This window comes from Chryseobacterium polytrichastri (assembly GCF_900142445.1).
Taxonomy (GTDB): domain Bacteria; phylum Bacteroidota; class Bacteroidia; order Flavobacteriales; family Weeksellaceae; genus Chryseobacterium; species Chryseobacterium polytrichastri.
Window position 1 is genome coordinate 60,198 of record NZ_FRAV01000004.1, and the last position, 17,675, is coordinate 77,872.

The 17,675-nt window shown below is 32.7% G+C and carries 19 protein-coding genes; 13 read left to right on the plus strand and 6 right to left on the minus strand.

From position 1 onward, the window contains the following. Position 1: 1 nt before the first annotated feature. The 13 genes from BUB80_RS03345 (at position 2) to BUB80_RS03405 (ending at position 9,987) form a co-directional block, all read left to right on the plus strand. Positions 2 to 463, plus strand: coding sequence for a hypothetical protein (locus BUB80_RS03345; protein WP_073290929.1), 462 nt, complete (start codon positions 2 to 4; stop codon positions 461 to 463). A 71-nt stretch (positions 464 to 534) separates the two neighbouring features. Next, positions 535 to 1,506 (plus strand): S41 family peptidase, encoded by a 972-nt coding sequence (locus BUB80_RS03350; protein WP_073290930.1) that lies wholly within the window; start codon positions 535 to 537, stop codon positions 1,504 to 1,506. Between the two features lie 20 nt (positions 1,507 to 1,526). Next, on the plus strand, positions 1,527 to 1,994 hold the full coding sequence (locus BUB80_RS03355) for a hypothetical protein (RefSeq protein ID WP_073290932.1): 468 nt from the start codon (positions 1,527 to 1,529) through the stop codon (positions 1,992 to 1,994). A 10-nt stretch (positions 1,995 to 2,004) separates the two neighbouring features. After that, a complete protein-coding gene (locus BUB80_RS03360) occupies positions 2,005 to 2,757 on the plus strand; it encodes a helix-turn-helix domain-containing protein (RefSeq protein WP_073290933.1) in 753 nt (250 codons plus the stop codon). Between the two features lie 23 nt (positions 2,758 to 2,780). Then, positions 2,781 to 3,929, plus strand: coding sequence for an FAD-dependent oxidoreductase (locus tag BUB80_RS03365; protein ID WP_073290935.1), 1,149 nt, complete (start codon positions 2,781 to 2,783; stop codon positions 3,927 to 3,929). A 170-nt stretch (positions 3,930 to 4,099) separates the two neighbouring features. Next, positions 4,100 to 5,392 carry a DUF389 domain-containing protein gene (locus tag BUB80_RS03370; RefSeq protein ID WP_073290937.1) on the plus strand — a complete coding sequence of 431 codons (1,293 nt, stop codon included), beginning with the start codon at positions 4,100 to 4,102 and terminating at the stop codon, positions 5,390 to 5,392. A gap of 158 nt (positions 5,393 to 5,550) precedes the next feature. Continuing rightward, positions 5,551 to 6,084: an HD domain-containing protein gene (locus BUB80_RS03375; protein WP_073290939.1), complete on the plus strand. Its 534-nt coding sequence runs from the start codon at positions 5,551 to 5,553 to the stop codon at positions 6,082 to 6,084. Between the two features lies 1 nt (position 6,085). Continuing rightward, complete coding sequence (locus tag BUB80_RS03380; protein ID WP_073291139.1) at positions 6,086 to 6,643, plus strand: YdeI/OmpD-associated family protein; 558 nt, start codon at positions 6,086 to 6,088, stop codon at positions 6,641 to 6,643. A gap of 159 nt (positions 6,644 to 6,802) precedes the next feature. After that, a complete protein-coding gene (locus BUB80_RS03385; protein ID WP_073290941.1) occupies positions 6,803 to 7,201 on the plus strand; it encodes an immunity 22 family protein in 399 nt (132 codons plus the stop codon). A gap of 92 nt (positions 7,202 to 7,293) precedes the next feature. Next, a complete protein-coding gene (locus BUB80_RS03390; RefSeq protein ID WP_073290943.1) occupies positions 7,294 to 8,043 on the plus strand; it encodes a DUF6000 family protein in 750 nt (249 codons plus the stop codon). Positions 8,044 to 8,072: 29 nt separating this feature from the next. Further along, a complete protein-coding gene (locus BUB80_RS03395) occupies positions 8,073 to 8,534 on the plus strand; it encodes a hypothetical protein (RefSeq protein WP_073290945.1) in 462 nt (153 codons plus the stop codon). Positions 8,535 to 8,539: 5 nt separating this feature from the next. Further along, positions 8,540 to 9,286 (plus strand): hypothetical protein, encoded by a 747-nt coding sequence (locus BUB80_RS03400; protein WP_073290947.1) that lies wholly within the window; start codon positions 8,540 to 8,542, stop codon positions 9,284 to 9,286. Between the two features lie 65 nt (positions 9,287 to 9,351). After that, a complete protein-coding gene (locus tag BUB80_RS03405; protein ID WP_073290948.1) occupies positions 9,352 to 9,987 on the plus strand; it encodes a LysE family translocator in 636 nt (211 codons plus the stop codon). A 402-nt stretch (positions 9,988 to 10,389) separates the two neighbouring features. On the opposite strand, the gene polA is transcribed toward BUB80_RS03405, so the two are convergent. From polA to BUB80_RS03435, 6 genes are all read right to left on the minus strand, one after another. Beyond that, a complete protein-coding gene (gene polA / locus BUB80_RS03410) occupies positions 10,390 to 13,239 on the minus strand; it encodes a DNA polymerase I (protein ID WP_073290950.1) in 2,850 nt (949 codons plus the stop codon). A gap of 148 nt (positions 13,240 to 13,387) precedes the next feature. Beyond that, a complete protein-coding gene (locus BUB80_RS03415) occupies positions 13,388 to 13,780 on the minus strand; it encodes an META domain-containing protein (RefSeq protein WP_073290953.1) in 393 nt (130 codons plus the stop codon). 235 nt (positions 13,781 to 14,015) lie between these two features. Beyond that, positions 14,016 to 14,573 carry a hypothetical protein gene (locus tag BUB80_RS03420; RefSeq protein WP_073290954.1) on the minus strand — a complete coding sequence of 186 codons (558 nt, stop codon included), beginning with the start codon at positions 14,571 to 14,573 and terminating at the stop codon, positions 14,016 to 14,018. 249 nt (positions 14,574 to 14,822) lie between these two features. Continuing rightward, positions 14,823 to 16,091 (minus strand): PAAR-like protein, encoded by a 1,269-nt coding sequence (locus BUB80_RS03425; protein WP_073290956.1) that lies wholly within the window; start codon positions 16,089 to 16,091, stop codon positions 14,823 to 14,825. A 7-nt stretch (positions 16,092 to 16,098) separates the two neighbouring features. Continuing rightward, positions 16,099 to 16,626, minus strand: a complete 528-nt coding sequence (locus BUB80_RS03430; RefSeq protein WP_073290958.1) for a hypothetical protein — start codon at positions 16,624 to 16,626, stop codon at positions 16,099 to 16,101. A 1-nt stretch (position 16,627) separates the two neighbouring features. Next, on the minus strand, positions 16,628 to 17,674 hold the full coding sequence (locus tag BUB80_RS03435; protein ID WP_073290960.1) for a LysM peptidoglycan-binding domain-containing protein: 1,047 nt from the start codon (positions 17,672 to 17,674) through the stop codon (positions 16,628 to 16,630). Position 17,675 lies beyond the last annotated feature (1 nt).

Consider the following 17,675-nt stretch of genomic DNA (forward strand, 5'->3'; position numbering starts at 1 on the left):
CATGAAACTCAACTTAAATTTTGAAGACGCAAAAATTGAAAATGCTATCCGTAATTCTTCCAAAAAGAAAACAATAATTTTAGATCTTGCTGATACCACTTCATGGCATAGGGAAGAGGATAAACTTTTCTACGGTAGAGAAACAAAGAAAAAACTTGAAATATCCAGAATTAAATCTCCAATCGGAAGATTCTTACCTAATCTAATTATAAAATTCAATAAAACTGATTTTCAAAACCCGACCATCAGGCTCGGCTTTTTTTGGTATTTTTTCATGGCATTTTTAATGATTCTTTTTCTTGCATTAATTGTAAGAATAATCTTAGATAAGAGCTTTAATGAAGATGTCATTTATATGATTTTCATAACCCTTTTGTCAACCAGCTTATTTTTTATAGAATATTCATTGACAAAACTTACCCTCAACAAGTTGATAAAAAGAATTGAAAATCAGAATTCCTAATCTACGGAATTGAAGAATAAATGAAACAAATATTATAAGTATCTTCGATTTATTAAAAACAATCCATACTTATGAAAAGAATTCTTCTATTTTCGCTATTTTATGTATTTCTTTTTACAGGAAAAATATATTCACAGGAAACCTCGATCTCCTATGTTGGAAAGGCCATTCAGATTATGGAGCAGAACTCTGTGAATAAAAAGAGTATCGATTGGGTCACAATAAAAGAAACCTATCTACAACAAGCTCGTGAGAAGAAAACCATTAGAGAAACCTACCCTATTATTAGAGAAATTCTTGGAAAATTAGGCGATCAGCATTCAAAACTTTATGAGCCTGAAGTTATTGAAGCCTATTTAAAAAGATTTAAAGAGGTTGGAGCCGCATTCCCTTATCCAAAAGACAGCTTGATTGATCATACAATGGCTTACATCACCGTACCTGCCATCGGAAATATGAATCAGGATGACTGGAATGAATATGTGCAGACGTTCTATGATAAAGTTAAAAAATTAGATCAAGCGAACCCCAAGCTCTGGATCATTGATCTTAGAGATAATGAAGGCGGAATGTTTTCTCCCATGTTAAAATCAATCCGTCCTTTTTTAGATACCGATAACGCATCAGGATCTATGGACAATTCAGGAGCGATAAGTTTTTTCATGAGTAAAAATGATGGTATTTATTTCGGGAAGCAAAAAATAGCTACGATTCCTATTTCGGAGATCAAGATCAAGAATAAAAATAAGCCCATTTATATTTTAACCAATAAGAAAACGGCAAGCTCAGGAGAATTTGTGGTAGCCAGTTTTAAAGGGCAGAAAAATGTAAAAATCGTAGGCTGCAATACGCAGGGATTAACCTCAGATAATTCAGAATTTAAACTGCCGGACAATGCCTTTTTAGTGATTACGACAGGAACTTTAATTGATCGAACAAAATATCCTTATAAAGAAGTAGGAAAAGGAATTCCTGCTGATATTGAAGTTAAAAGTGATCAATTAAATGATTACATCAGCAAAATAAAAGACTCAAAATTTTAATTCTAAACACCAAATTCCACATGAATTGTTTCAAAACCATATCAACCGTTTTATTCATCCTAGTATTCCATTTTCACGGATTTGGGCAAGCTTTTCAATTGGAACAACTTGAAAAATTCAACAAGCTGGATATGCCATCATTTAAAGAGGAAATTAAAAAACTGAAGTATTCTTATTACGATAAAACTGAAAGTTCAGAGTTTAATTTATATGAATACGACAGTCCGGATTATCAATATAAAATCGGAAAATTCGAATATAAAAATAATAAATCATCAGACAGAATAGAGTTTCAGTTTAAAGGCAAGACAGAGTATGATCAATATGTAAAAACGATTACCAATCTAGGCTACAAAAAAGCAGAAACCGGAAAAATTCCTGGTGGAGAAACATTTGTTGACTATTTTAAAGATAAATCCCACGTAAGATTGGTCTCTCCAAAAGCCGGGCAAAAAAATGAACCGTATACTATTTTAGTTTTTAAGTAAATTTGCTTTAATGAGCAGTTTAATCTACCAATCCAGCCAGCCCGATCCTTCACTTCAAGATGTTGTCGAAAGCTTCTGGATGCTGGATAATCCGTCTGAAAGTAAAAATGTTATTCTTCTCCCCGACGGCAGGATTGATTTGATCTTTTCTCAATCTACAAAAGAACCTTTTCATATTGTGTTATTGGGAATTTGTACACATCCCGAACAAATCGTAATTGCTGAGAAAACTAAAATATTTGCCGTAAGTTTTAATTTACTGGCTGCAGAATATATTCTTCATACTTCAGTTTCAGAATTATTAAATGAAGCGAAAAGTCTGCCCCTCGATTTCTGGAATTTTTCGGCCAATGACTTAAATGATTTTGAAAAGTTTTGTCAAAAAGCATCCGAAAAAATACAGCAAGAACTTCAGTCTCAAAAAATGGATGAAAGAAAAAGGAAGCTATTTGATTTGATTTATGCTGAAAAAGGCGCATTAACCGTAAAAGAACTTTCAGAAAAAGTGATTTGGAGCGAAAGACAGATCAACCGTTATTTTAATCAGCAATTTGGTATTTCATTAAAATCCTATTGTGGCATTCTCCGTTTCAGAGCTTCTTTCCAACATATTAAAGAAGGTAAATTATTTCCTGAGCAGAATTTTACGGATCAATCTCATTTCATCAAAGAGATCAAAAAATTGTCGGGATTTCTTCCGAAAGAACTCAATCAAAATAAAAACGACCGATTTATACAATTTTCCCTTCTCCCTGAAAAGTAATTTTGCATCATAATATAAACGTTATGATGATACAAGATAAAAAAATAGCCATTGTTGGCGGTGGTCCCGGAGGATTGACTTTAGCAAGACTTTTACAGTTAAAAAATGCTGAGGTAAAAGTGTATGAAAGAGATATCAACAAAGAGGTTCGGGTGCAAGGAGCAACGTTGGATTTGCATGAAAAATCAGGTTTAGAAGCCCTTCGCAGAGCCGGATTAATGGATGGTTTCAAAGCACATTATCGTCCCGATGCCGGAAAATTAAAAGTAGTAGATAAAAATCTGAATATTTATTTAAACGAACATTCCGAGAAAAACTCTCATTCCGAGGACCGACCTGAAATTGACAGAACTCCGCTTCGTAAGATATTATTAGAATCCTTACAACCTAATACCGTAGTTTGGGACAGTCATTTTATTTCTATGGAAAAGCATGGTGAGGGCTGGTTATTACATTTCAAAAATGGCACATCCTATTATGCAGATATCGTGATTGCTGCAGACGGAGCTAACTCTAAGATCCGTCCTTATATTACAGATATTCAGCCTATTTATTCCGGAGTAACGATGATTGAAGGCAATATTTATAATGCTGAGACTAATTCTCCAAAAATTTGGAAACTCGTTGAGGGCGGTAAAATTTTCGCTTTGGATAATGAACAGACCTTATTGTTCAGCACAAAAGAAGATGGAACCTTGACTTTCTACACAGGCTGTAACACTGACGAACATTGGGTAAAAGATTCCGGAATTGATTTCACTCAAAAACAACAGGTTACTGATTGGTTCAAAAAAGAATACAGTTCGTGGAATGAAATCTGGCAGGAATTATTTGAGAGTGATGAAATTTCAATCATTCCTCGTCCGCAATACCATTATCCACTCGATCAAAAATGGGAACCTCTTGCTAATCTCACCCTACTTGGCGATGCTGCTCACCGAATGCCACCGTATGCAGGAGAAGGTGTGAATATGGCTATGCAAGATGCTTACGAGCTGGCTGAAAGCTTAACAAATGATGAATTTAAAGATATAAAAACTGCCATTTCATCTTATGAAAATAAGATGCTGGAAAGAGCTTCCGAGATAACAAGACTGACCTTAGAAAATACAGTGTTGATGCATTCTGAAAATGCGATTGAAAATCTTATGAAGGTATTTAATGGAGAATAATCCATAGACTATCATAAAGCCCAACTGTAGATAATTCTTAGAAATTAATAGGCCATCTATATCTTTACAAATAGCGGAATGAATTTTTACTTTCATTTCGCTATTTGTATTTATTTTTTCAACAAATCATGTTAAATTGAATTAACTTTAATACCAATACATCGAATGATATGAAAAAGATTATTTCTGATTTCTTAGATCTGCATATTGGGGAAGAAGAACCTAAATTGGTGTTAGACCATGTTACTCAAAATGTTTCTTTTCGGGGTTCTAATCTATGGATCTTAGCTTGTGCCATATTAATAGCTTCCGTGGGTCTGAATGTAAATTCTACCCCCGTAATTATTGGGGCGATGCTTATTTCTCCTTTGATGGGTCCTATTGTAGGAGCTGGTTTTGCATTAGCCACCTATAATTTCAGTCTATTAAAAAAATCCATGAAAAATCTTTTAATAGCAACCATTGTAAGCTTAGCCGTTTCTATTTTATACTTTTATTTAAGCCCTTTTAAAGAAGCACAATCAGAATTATTGGCAAGAACTTCACCCAATATTTATGATGTTCTCATTGCATTTTTCGGAGGAATTGTGGGTGCTGTTTCCATAACAAGAGTTGAAAAAGGAAATCCTATTCCGGGAGTGGCTATCGCGACCGCATTAATGCCACCACTCTGCACGGCAGGATTTGGAATTGCCACAGGAAATTTTTCTTTCTTCTTGGGAGCATTTTATCTCTATACAATTAATTGTTTCTTCATTTGTATTGCCACTTTTTTTGTAATTAAGTTTCTGCAATATCAGCCCGTTCTCCTCACCAATAAAATCTATGAAAAGAGAATCCGATACGGCATCACCGTGCTTATTATTCTGATGATTATCCCAAGTTTTTATTTGGCTTATAATTTATTGAACGAAAGACGATATAATCAAAATGTAGAAAACTTCATTAATGATGAATTTAATAACAATGGCTATGTTATTATTTACAAGAAAATTAATTATACTGCCAATCCAAAATCGATTGAGCTAGCCTTCCTTTCTAAAAAATTTGACAGCCTTGAAATAAAAAATCTGAATCAAACGCTAACAAAATTTGGGATCAATAATACCAATTTAATTATCAAACAAAATACAACCGATCTGAAAAGTGAAATCCTCAATGAAATTAATTCTCAAAAAAATACGGTTAGTGAAAAAGACATTCAAATCAATGTATTAAAAGAAGAATTAAGTAAATACAAAATGGATAATCCTGAGCTTGTAAAAGAAATAGGAATTTTATTCCCCGAAGTACAGGAAATCTCATTAGGAAAACTGCAAACATTCTATAAACCAGATTCTACAGGAGTTCAAACAGCTTTCATCTATGAATCTCACACTAAAATTGATGAAGAAAAACTAAAGGAATGGCTGGAAAACAAGTTGAAAATCAATAATATTATTGTTATAAAGACTAAAAAATAGAAGCAGGGCATTGAAATCCAGATAGAAATATTTTCTTTATTTTTAGCAGGAATTACTTCAAAATATTTACCCTAACAAAATTTAATATCAGAAATACTACAATCGGATTTCGAAAGACGTTTTGATCAATAGTAATTTAAAATCATTAATTTTAAAACATGAGCATTCAGGATATTTATCAGACAACAATACAATTTGCAGCGCAGAAACACACAGATCAAAACCAAACCATTCCGGGAACCAATCTCCCTTACATTGTGCATTTGAGCAATGTTGCCATGGAAATCTTACTGGCTTCCGAACGAACAGAAAATTTTGATGGTGAATTTGCGATTCAGCTCGCTTTGCTTCATGATGTGCTGGAAGATACTCCAACCCCTTACGAGGAACTTGAAAAAACGTTTAGTAAATCTGTTGCAGAAGGCGTTTTAGCATTAACCAAAAATGCAGATTTGGAAAAGGATGAAAAAATGATGGATAGCTTAAACCGCATCAAAAAACTTCCCAAAGAAGTTTGGGCCGTAAAATTAGCCGATAGAATTACCAACCTTCAACCACCACCCGCTCATTGGTCTGAAGAAAAGATTAAAAAATATAAATTGGAAGCCGAGATCATCCGCCATGAACTGAGAGGAGGAAATGAATATCTGGAAAAAAGATTGGAACAAAAAATTCAAGAATACAATCAATAAGATGACAGCAACTTTTTTCGAGATTCAGGAAAAATTCAGAGAATGGCTGGAGAAAAACCATTCCACAGAAAAAGAATTGTTAGTGGGTTTCTATAAAGTAGGCAGTAAAAAGCCAACAATGAGCTGGTCGGAATCCGTAGATCAGGCTTTGTGTTTCGGTTGGATAGACGGCGTGAGAAAATCTATTGATGAAGAAAGCTACTCTATTCGTTTTACGCCAAGAAAATCAACGAGCATTTGGAGTGCCATCAACATCAAAAAAGTAGAAGACTTAACCAAAGCAGGATTAATGAAACCCGAAGGTTTAAAAGCATTTGAGCTAAGAAAAGAAGAAAAATCTGCCATTTATTCTCACGAAACAGAAGTTGCAACGCTCGATCCCATTTATGAAAAACAATTTAAAGCCCATCAAAAAGCCTGGGAATTTTTCAATAATCAGGCGCCGTCTTATAAAAAAGTAATGCTTCATTGGATCATGAGTGCCAAGCAGGAAAAGACGAGAATTTCAAGGTTGGAGAAAACGATCAAGGAGAGTGAATTAGGAAAAAGAATACAATAAAAATGGTGTCAAAATACCCAATCAATACAAGTAAAAATCCCTAATAGCCGTATTTTCTATTGAAAGATTTATAAATATTGTCATAACTTTGAAGTCGATTACAGTAATTATTTATCATTACAAATCATTAATTTAAACTTAAAAGAAGATAAAACAGGTATGGATACGCAAATATTAGATTTTTGGATAGGAAATTTTAGCACTGAAGAAGATTTTGAAGAGTTCGTGAATGAAGATGAAGAATTTTATGTGGAAGAAGAATCTGATGAAACCCATAATTCAAAATTTGCAGAATCTCAGGATACGATCTGGTTGGATTATGATTTTGTAGAATATGGTTTTGACGACACCAATAATAACATCTATGATAAATTTTCAGAATATTCTTTTGCAGATCAATGGCTTCCGACTTTGGTAAGCAGAATCAATGAGCTTAAAATTAAGGCTGATATCAATTCTTTAATCTTCCTAAACAGCGGACAAATCGCAAAACCCGTTTCTGTGGAAGATGAAATGTTTAGCTTGGTTTACCTTGGGAAAATTGAGTTTGCGGTTTAGAATATTTAGTAAAGAATATATAAGCTGATCATTAAATTAGACAAGATAATTTTTTATTAAAAGTTTTAATTAATCTTGGACAAACATTAAAAATGAACGACGACTTAAAAAATCAAATTAAGCTGCATTCCGCAGGAGCCACGGTTAGACATTGGTCAGTATTCGAACATTTGAAAAGTCATAGAAATGATTTTAAGCTTGATCAAGAGTTTATCAATAAATGGGTACTTCCTTTTTATATGAAGATAAGGAGTATCAATGATACTTCTTGGATTGAAAAAATAAAACAACTTAAAGATGAAATAACCGAGGAGGTAACATTAACACTTCTTGGAGATTTTAATTGGAGAGCAAGATTGGTAGGTGCTTATTTATCTGCAGTTAAAAATTATGAAAGCCAGATAGATATTATTGGAATTCACTTGTTAAAAAGTGAAGTATGCTATGTGGGTGACCTCTATTCTCTTGTTTTCACTTTTTATAATCAACCAAAAACCATTGAATATCTTAATCAATACCTCCACTATTACCTACAAAAACCTGAACTTTATTTCGATCAGGATAGTATTTTAGAAAGTATTATTTATCTTGATAAAATTAATAATACTAATAATTTTTTTAAACATTTAGAAAGTTGGAAAAAGATGAATGAAAGTAGAAATGAACTTTCTAAAATAAGAAATATTCAGGTTGCTAAAATATTAGAAGAACATGAAGGCAAAGAGAAATCTGAAGAATATATTAAAGCAATGAACACTTTTATTCCGAATCATGATTTAAATATTCAGTATATTTCAAGACAAATAGAAATCTTAAAAGAACTTAGAGAATATTGCAAATAAAAAGATAACCACAACACTTGAGAAAAATAATGCATCTCATAAAATCCCACATTCTTTCATTTTTACAGAAGAATGGAATTGCATTTATCGTTTTGTTGACAGCAACATTTGTACAGTTATATTGGGCAATGGGAATACTTTCAGATCATACTTCGAGTAGTTGCTTAGAGTGTAGTTTTTTTGAAGATGCATTGCTGATGTCATTGTTGACAGGCTTTTTCTTTTCTATCCTATTTTCAATATTTTCATTACTTAAAAACATATACCTTAAAGCAATTATAGAATTGATTCTTCTCGTTACCGTATGGCTATTCTGGAACTATACTATTTTTGTAGAAAGGGAATCTTCATGGAGTACCTATTTGTTTAATGAAGAATTATATTACACCATTTCGCTGTCAGTTTTTCCTGTTATGAGTCTGGGTTGTACCTCTATTATCTTATTACATTATAAGGAAATAAAGATTAAATTTGTACAAACTACAAAATAATATCCTTGAAAAAACTCATTCTAATTCTGGTTGCATTCCTCTCTATAATTCACTCTTGCCACAAGAACGAAAAAACAGCAACACCGCAAAAAACAGATACACTCGCCAAGAAAAACATCGATACAACTGTTACAAAAAATCAGGAGACCGAACAGTTATCCGGATTTCCAAAAACAGGAAAAAAAGCATCCGATTTTGTTTCGAATACGTACGAAATACAATACGAAGCAGAAGGTGATCTGAATAATGACGGACTTTCAGATAGGGCTTTGGTATTGAGAGAAAAAGCAGATACTTTGGCGGATCGAACCGTTTTAGTGATTTTAAAAAATCCAGATAAAACGTATCGTTTAGATACAACCTCCGACACCGTTTTTCCTGCAGAATATACGGGAGATCATTACAAAATTTATGACACCGAAGACATCAGTATTGAAAAAGGTGAATTAAATATCAACTTATACGCAACTGGCCCGAACGGAAATCTTTTCAGTAAATTCAAATATATAAACAGTGATTTGATCCTTACCTATATTGAAACTTACAACATGGGAGCAGGCAGTCATCAAGGGCTTTATTACGAGGTATTAAAAGGAAAACTGACTCAAGAAGTAACCAATACCATGGAAGAAGAAATGCCTTCAAAATCAAAAACATTTAACCTTAAAAAGCAGAGGTTTTTATTTAAAAATGTCGATCCAGAAACTGTGATTAGAGATGCTTATAATAAGATTGATTCCAAAGATTGGTAATTTTTAAGTCATTAAAATAAGCCCGAATTCTTATCTTTGTACCGCAAAATATTGGTAATAAAATTATGATTCCTATTCACGACCTTTTCTTTTTTGCTTTGGCAGCCTTTGTCTTGGTCATCAGCCCAGGACCAAACATGATCTATTTAATCTCCCGATCTATAACACAAGGAAAAAAGGCGGGCTTAACCTCTCTTGCTGGTGTGGTTTGTGGTTTTTTATTCCATATTGTGATGGTCTCTTTTGGTCTTACAGCAGTATTATTTGCTGTGCCTTATGCGTACATCGTTTTAAAGACACTGGGAACAATATATCTTTTATACCTAGCTTATCAGGCCATTAAGCCCAACAGTAAAAATATTTTTGAGGTTGATCAAAACATTTCGATAGACAAACCTGCAAAATTATTTACAGTCGGTTTCTTTACCAATGTCCTCAATCCCAAAGTTGCCGTTTTCTATTTATCGTTTTTCCCACAGTTTATAAAACCTGAATACGGCTCCATTTTTACACAAAGTCTAGAGCTTGGAATCATACAGACATTCATAAGTTTTACCATCAACTTTATCATCGTATTAACCGCAGCCAAAATAGCTTTATTCTTCGCTAAGAACCCAATATGGATCAAGGTACAAAAATGGTTTATGGCAAGTGTGTTGGTTTTCCTTGCGGTGAAAATGGCGATTTCGAAAGCGAAGTAGAAATATTTTTTTTCGATTTCCTAAGAATTTTCATATATTATAAAAGATGCTTCGACTTCGCTCAGCATGACAACGCTAAAAATAAACTGCTATAATTATGCAGTTAGTATTAGAAATGTCATGCTGAGCGGAGCCGAAGCATCTGTATAAAATTTATATCCTTTTAATTGTCACGCCCCTTCAGGGCTACCTTATCATTTATCTCTATTTCATCGGGCTTCACCCGATGCTATTATTATTTCGCCACTTCGTGGCTGATAAAGATACATTCAAAAGGAATAATATTATACCAATTTCATATCAAAATTACTGGAATAATAATATTGAAAATTTCCTTATTAATCTATTCTTTAGAAAATTTTCGTTACAGTAAATTAAAACCCAAAATGGTATTAATTATTTTTAATGCGCTTCCAGCCAGTTATTCCCTACTCCAATCTCCACCAACAACGGAACCTGAGTTTCAATGGCATTTTCCATTTCAGTTTTAATGATATTTTTAGCGACTTCAACCTCATCAATTGGAGCTTCAAATACCAATTCGTCATGAACCTGAAGTAACATTTTTGTCTGAAGTTTTTCTTTTTCCAGTTCTTTTTGGATTTTAATCATCGCCATTTTCACAACATCAGCCGCACTTCCCTGAACAGGAGCATTGACAGCATTTCTTTCGGCGTGACCTCTCACCACAAAGTTTCCTGAATTGATATCTTTTAAATGACGCTTTCTGCCTAAAATAGTTTCAACATAGCCGATTTCACGAGCTTTATTGACTTGTTCAGCCATGTATTGCTTCAACTTTGGATACGTTTCGAAATAAGCTTCGATCATTTGTTTGGCTTCTGTTCTCGACAAACCGGTTTGTTCCGCTAATGCAAAAGCACCCTGACCATAAATGATTCCGAAGTTTACTGTTTTAGCCTGACTTCTCTGAGTTTTGGAAACTTCCTCTAAAGGAATTTTAAACAATTTTGCCGCCGTGGAAGCGTGAATATCTTCACCATCCTGGAACGCTTTAATCATATTATCTTCACCAGAAATTTCGGCAATCAAACGCAATTCAATTTGTGAGTAATCGGCAGAAATAATCTTCTTCCCTTCTGCTGAAACAAACGCTCCACGAATTTGCTGACCTCTTAATGTTCTGATCGGAATGTTCTGTAAATTCGGATTTACACTCGCCAAACGACCTGTTGCAGCCGTAGTTTGTGAGAAATTGGTATGAACACGATCATCCTTGTCGATCTGTGATGGCAACGCATCAACATACGTCGATTTTAATTTCTGATAGGTTCTGTATTCAAGAATATGCTGAATAATTTCGTGCTTTGAAGCCAACTTCTGCAATACATCTTCCGAAGTAGCGTACTGACCTGTTTTAGTCTTCTTCGCTTTCGGATCAAGCTGCATTTTTTCAAATAATACTTCACCCAACTGTTTTGGTGAATTCATATTGAACTCTTCCCCCGAAATTTCAAATATTTTTGCTTCTAACTGTCTTAGATCATTTTCAAGATCGATGCTTTCCTGAGCCAGCCATTTTTCATCCAGAGAAATTCCGGATAATTCCATTTTAGCTAAAACTTCCATCAACGGCATTTCAATGTTGAAGAACAGTTCTTCTAAGTTTTCTTTCTTTAATTGAGGTGCAAACAATTCATACAACTGGAAAGTTACGTCTGCATCTTCCGCTGCATAATCGGTCTGTGTTCTCAGATCTGCATCTCTGAAAGTTCCCTGATTTTTTCCTTTTTTACCGATAATGGTTTCAATGGAAACAGGCTTGTAATTTAAATAGACTTCTGAAAGATAGTCCATTCCGTGTCTTCCGTCCGGATTGAGAAGATAATGCGCGATCATCGTGTCGAACATCGCTCCCTGAACGGTAATATCGTATTGCTTTAAAATTTTATAATCGAATTTCAGGTTGTGAGCAATCTTAAGTAAATCTTGCTTTTCAAAAAACGGTCTGAAAATTTCCAACGTTGCTAATACCTCCTCTCTGCTTTCTGAGAAAGGAATATAGTACGCCAGGCCTTTTTTATAAGAGAAACTCATTCCGACCAATTCGGCTTCCAGTTCATTCAAAGAAGTTGTTTCTGTATCAAAACAAACAGCTTTTTGATTCAATAAGTTTTGAACTAAAATTTTCTGAGCCTTAGGATTATCAACAAACTGATATAAATGTTCGTTCTGCTCAATGCTGGATTTTGTGGAAGTTGCCTGATCCAGTTCTTCAAAATTGGCAAAGAGATCTAACTGACCAATTTGTTTCGCCACTTTTTGTTGAGGCGTTTCTTCCGGCTTAGCAACTTCTTCACTGCTTCCAGCGGCATCTTTAGCTACCACTTCTGTTTGAGTAGGCGCAAAAGCACGGTAAAGATTTTCATACAGTCTTGTGAATTCTATTTCGTCAAAAACCTTTTTTGCTTTTTCAAAATCCGGAGTTTCAAGATCGTATTGTTCCTGATGGAATTCTACAGGCACATCACAAATGATGGTTGCTAATTTTTTAGATAAAATTCCACGCTCTGCAGAAGCTTCTACCTTTTCTTTAAGCTTACCTTTTAATTTATCTGTATTAGCCAAAAGATTTTCTATGCTTCCGAATTCTTTTAGGAATTTCATGGCCGTTTTCTCTCCAACTCCTTCTAATCCGGGAATGTTATCTACCGCATCACCCATCATCGCAAGATAATCAATTACCTGTTTCGGGTCTTCAATTTCATATTTAGCTTTGATTTCTTCAACACCCAGAATTTCAATCTCACTTCCTTTTAAACTCGGCTTATAAATCTTAACTTTATCTGTCACTAATTGTGCAAAATCTTTATCCGGTGTCACCATAAAAGTGGTGTACCCTTCTTTTTCTGCTTTGCATGCAATGGTTCCTATTACGTCATCTGCTTCATACCCTTCCACTCCTAAATGAGGAATATGCATCGCTTCTAAAATCCTATGGATATATGGAATTGCAATCTTAATAGCTTCCGGAGTTTCACTTCTGTTGGCTTTGTATTCTGCAAAGTCATCGGTTCTTACACTTGCTCTTCCTACATCAAAAACAACTGCCAAATGAGATGGTTTTTCTCTTCTGATCAATTCGATTAATGAATTGGTAAATCCAAAAATTGCAGAGGTATCAATTCCTGTGCTTGTAATTCTCGGACTCCTGATCAATGCGTAATATCCTCTGAAAATCATCGCATAAGCATCGATGAGAAACAGTCTTTTATCTTGTGTTGCCTCCATTCTATTCTATAATGAACAAATATAAGAAAATAGGAATGTTTTCTTTCCAGAATTTTGGGAAGAGGTTTAAAATTTAGACTGGAAAGCATTAAAAAACCACAAAAAAAATATTCTGTGGTTCATTTTTATTGTATTTAAGAATCGATATTTATTCTTTAACAGGACTCAATTCTAAACGGTCTTTATCTATCTTGAACTGATATGTACCCTTTAATGCTTTTGGCTCTTTGCAATCACCAGCCATATCCGCCATCCCTTCGCTTATTTCCACTTGGTTACCTTCATACACACTGTACGTTCCCATCATGTGAAAACACGACGTTCCGGTATGAAATTTTTTGTCTGCTTCAAATTGAAGAAAGTTAAATTTAGGTTCTTCTTCAGGAAATTTAATCCATTTAGCTTTTTTAAAAGTTGCGCTTCCATCAGCATTCATCTTTTCGACTTCCCACGTTGTTTTGGCAAGCGGATTGGTTTGCCCCTTTACATTCGTGATGAAGGAAAATGAAATAATGATGAAAGTAAAAATAAGTTTTCTCATATTGAAATCTTTATCGTTTGATTATTTTGTAGTTTTTTTTTTAGATCTATTCTTGAAGCTAAAGATATCATTTCTTTTTGCCATTCCTATTTAAATATTTAACCAGCAAAATGGGAAATAAAAACATGAGAATTTCTCCCGATTGTTCACATTTCAACATCGTATTTTTTACAAATGTTTATTTTTTAATCTTTTAAAAGGAATCGATTTACCCTAATAATATAAGTACATAATATTACTTTTTTAAATAGGTTAACTTTACTGTCCCAACGGGGGATAGCTTTACAGTTCCATCTTTTTTTAAGTAATTTCCATCGAAAAAAGGTAGTATTTTTTTAATAAAAACATCCAACTTTTTTAAGTCTTCAGTATTTGAAAAAGGTGCTAATCCGTTATTTCCAATCCTCATTCTAACAACTTCATTATTTGTAAATATGCTTACATATTTAAAATTAGGATTTCCATAAATTTTAAATTTTAAAATATTATCCAGCTTTATTGTCCATTTCTCTTTTTTAAAAGATATCAATAAGTATTCTTGCTTAACTTCTATTCTCCATATGCCATTCATCTTCTTACCTAATACTTTTGCAAATAGCAACCCTAGTGATATTCCTAATAACATTCCTCCTACAACAATATAAAAAGGAATATTTCTAAACTCTACATCCGTTATGTTATTGTATAGAAAAATAGTCAATATACTGAATATCAAAAAAAATGGAACTATAGATAATCCGATTATCAGTTCAATTTTCAAGTTAACACCAGTAATCTTATATTTTTCGTCCATTTTAATTCTTTATTATAATCTTCCATATAAACTCATTATCAGCTATATAAAACTATTAAAAAATTAAATATTCTTAGTTAGTAAATAAGAATAAGAAATCTTAATTTATCTTTTTCATTTAATCTTTTCTATCTAATACGTTCATTCTTACTCTTACTGAAGCTTCTTTGTTTTGTAATGCTTTTATCAAATTTTCAGCTTGATCTTTGTTAATTCCTTTATTAAGTATCTTGTAATTGTAACAACTTTTTAAGAGCTTGCGCGCACACTTATGCTAGAAGTATCATCATTTACAGCATTTTCAGCTAGTTTTCTTCTTGCATTTTCAGAAAAATACCCCCCTATTAATGGTACAAAAAATAAAACAATAGAAGCTCCTTTGGTCAATAATGAGTTTTCATTATTTGGAGACCACTTATTTTTTTTGATTTCATCATTAAGATGAGATATTGCATTATCTCTCATCTGAGGTCTTAGCCTTATGGGTTTAGAATTCGGACTTCTTTTTATTTCGTTAAAAACATCCGGCCTTTTTTGCTGAATGCTTTTTATTAAAGCTCTTGCTCTTGGACTATTTCTGAGCTGTACTTTATTCATTTTAGACAGCTGATCAAACTGTGCTTTTAAAGCTTTATCTTCAATGATTATTTTCCCTGTTTTATACAATTGTACAACGTTCGCTAAATCTTTGACACTTGGCGGAGCTCCTGATAAAACAGTATTTTTTGTAGTTTCCCCTGTTTCTTTTGCCACTGTATTCGGATCGGTGAAATCTTTTTCATCAGCTTTATTCATTCTCTGATAGATATCATTATTTGCATATCCTTCGTTATCTCTCATGATTTTGCTTTGATACAATGTCATTGCATAAGTAGCTCCCATACCACCAACTGTAAACAAAAATCCTGATTTCGTAAATACACCTTTCATGGCTTTTAAAAACCCGCCTCCTTTTCCCATAAAAAATCCTGTAGCAATAGCTGCAACTGTTGTAACAGCTGTTTCTTTCATGTTTTCAAAAGCAATGGCTTTAGCTGCCTGAACTGCTACATCATAACTGATAATGGGCTGTAATATCCCGCCACTGTCACAAGTAAGCATGGAAGCTTCTGTGATTGCTTTCTGTTTATCAAAAGTTACATTAGATTTTTCGTTTATCCATTTTCCGGATTTTAAAGGTGCTGTACAGTCATGTGTAACAATTGCAATAGTAGCTGACGCAATAAGTATTGTAGCACATAAAATACCCGTTACAATCCAGCCTAAGGGATTTGATGCAAGCAATATACCTACGATTAACCCACCAATTGCCATCGCTATATTCATAGGCTTTTTACAGATAAATTTATCTTTTATATTCCTATCACCTATTGTTAGAAATATTAGTTTTTCATCGCCCTTGTATAAAATTGAAAACTGTTTTCGTTCATATTTTGTGGCAATTAATTTCTGAGGTCCAGTATTTTCTTGGAAAGTACATACGACCCACGTATTTTGGGGAATATAAGCTTTACTCATAATAATATTATTTAAAAAAATAATATAAATTGAAACTAACGTAATAGATTAAAACAAGAAGAGCAAAATAGATAAATAGATATAAAAGCAGATAATGTTTAATTAAAAAATCAGAAGAAAAAGTAGTTTCCTTTATGCCATTTTTTTTAAAATAAATACTTAATGATTCTTTATACTCAACGGGCACATAATAAATATATTTATTAGTAGTATTTAAGTTAAAGCGCAAGCCAAAATAAAGTCTTAAGGCATTAAAAATCCTATAACTTGAAATAGTATTTAAGTTTATTGCTTGGGTATCAAATAATATCTCGTTTTCAGTAAAAATAATAGTTTTGATATTTTTTTTCATTTCATTCATAAAATAAGAATATGGTACCCCTACTACAAAAATTGCAAACCATAAAGGATGTATATATTTAGACAGAATATAACTAAAAAGCATAATTAATAAAGATATTAATGCAGCGTAAATGCTATACTTCAAAATAATTTTAAAATCATATACTTGAATTTCTATTTTTTTTTTGCTCATATTATAATTCTATTCTTCTTAATTCAAATTTAGTAATTATCTCATAATTATTTTTAACCTGTTCTTTAATGGAAACGGTAGCATTGATCAGAAATCCTGTTTCGTTTTGTATTGTATAAGTGATTCTATATATAAAATTAAATTCTGTAAATGAATATTTAATAATCGGCTGATACATTTCCTGATAGAGTTTAATGATCTCGTTTTCGTTTACAGAATTTTTATCAAGAGTTCCCACAAGACGGTATGTAGTTATATTTTCCTCATTAGAAACTAGTATTTTAGAAACATCTGTATTCAGTTTTATATTTGGAAACAACTGGGATTGCTGCGAAATTCTAAAATCATCATCATTTTTCAGATTTGCTTTAAGTAAAATATGATAAAACAGATTTTTACCTAAAACAGCTCCCAATTCTTTTTCATTAGAAAATTCTTTATTTCCATTGACTATAAAATCTTCGATTGTTTCTGGTGCTCTGGCTTTCATTTCATTATAAAAAGGAATTTCTTTAGATTTATTATTGATAAAATTTAACCATTTATCTGATAATTCGGATAGATTAATAATACTCTTTATTTCTCCTTTTTCATTTTGAGTAAAAACAACGTTATTTCTTACCAATTCTATTTCTTTTATCAGATTAAAAGCGGGTTCCATCTCCTCGGGCTGAATAGAATTCACATAATCTTCAAGCGTTATAGCAAATATATTATCAGAATTTTCTTTTTTTACACTTAAAAGATATTGTGTTTTTGTTTGTGAAGAAAAACTCGGCTTACCATCTATCACAATTACGTTATTTTGTTCACACCTGTATCTTGCTTTTTTTTGAAAACTTATATTTGAAATTTCAATTTTCTGAGAAACCCCGGCTTCAAAAAACAAATATCTTAGATGAATAGGGATTGAACTTCCAATAATAGTATTTGTCAGTCCGCAATTATCATTATGGAAATTCACAAGATCTTTCACAGATATTCCTTCTCTTTCTGCTATAGATTCTAAAGTATCTCCTTTTTGAATTTCGTATTTAATTAATTCCATG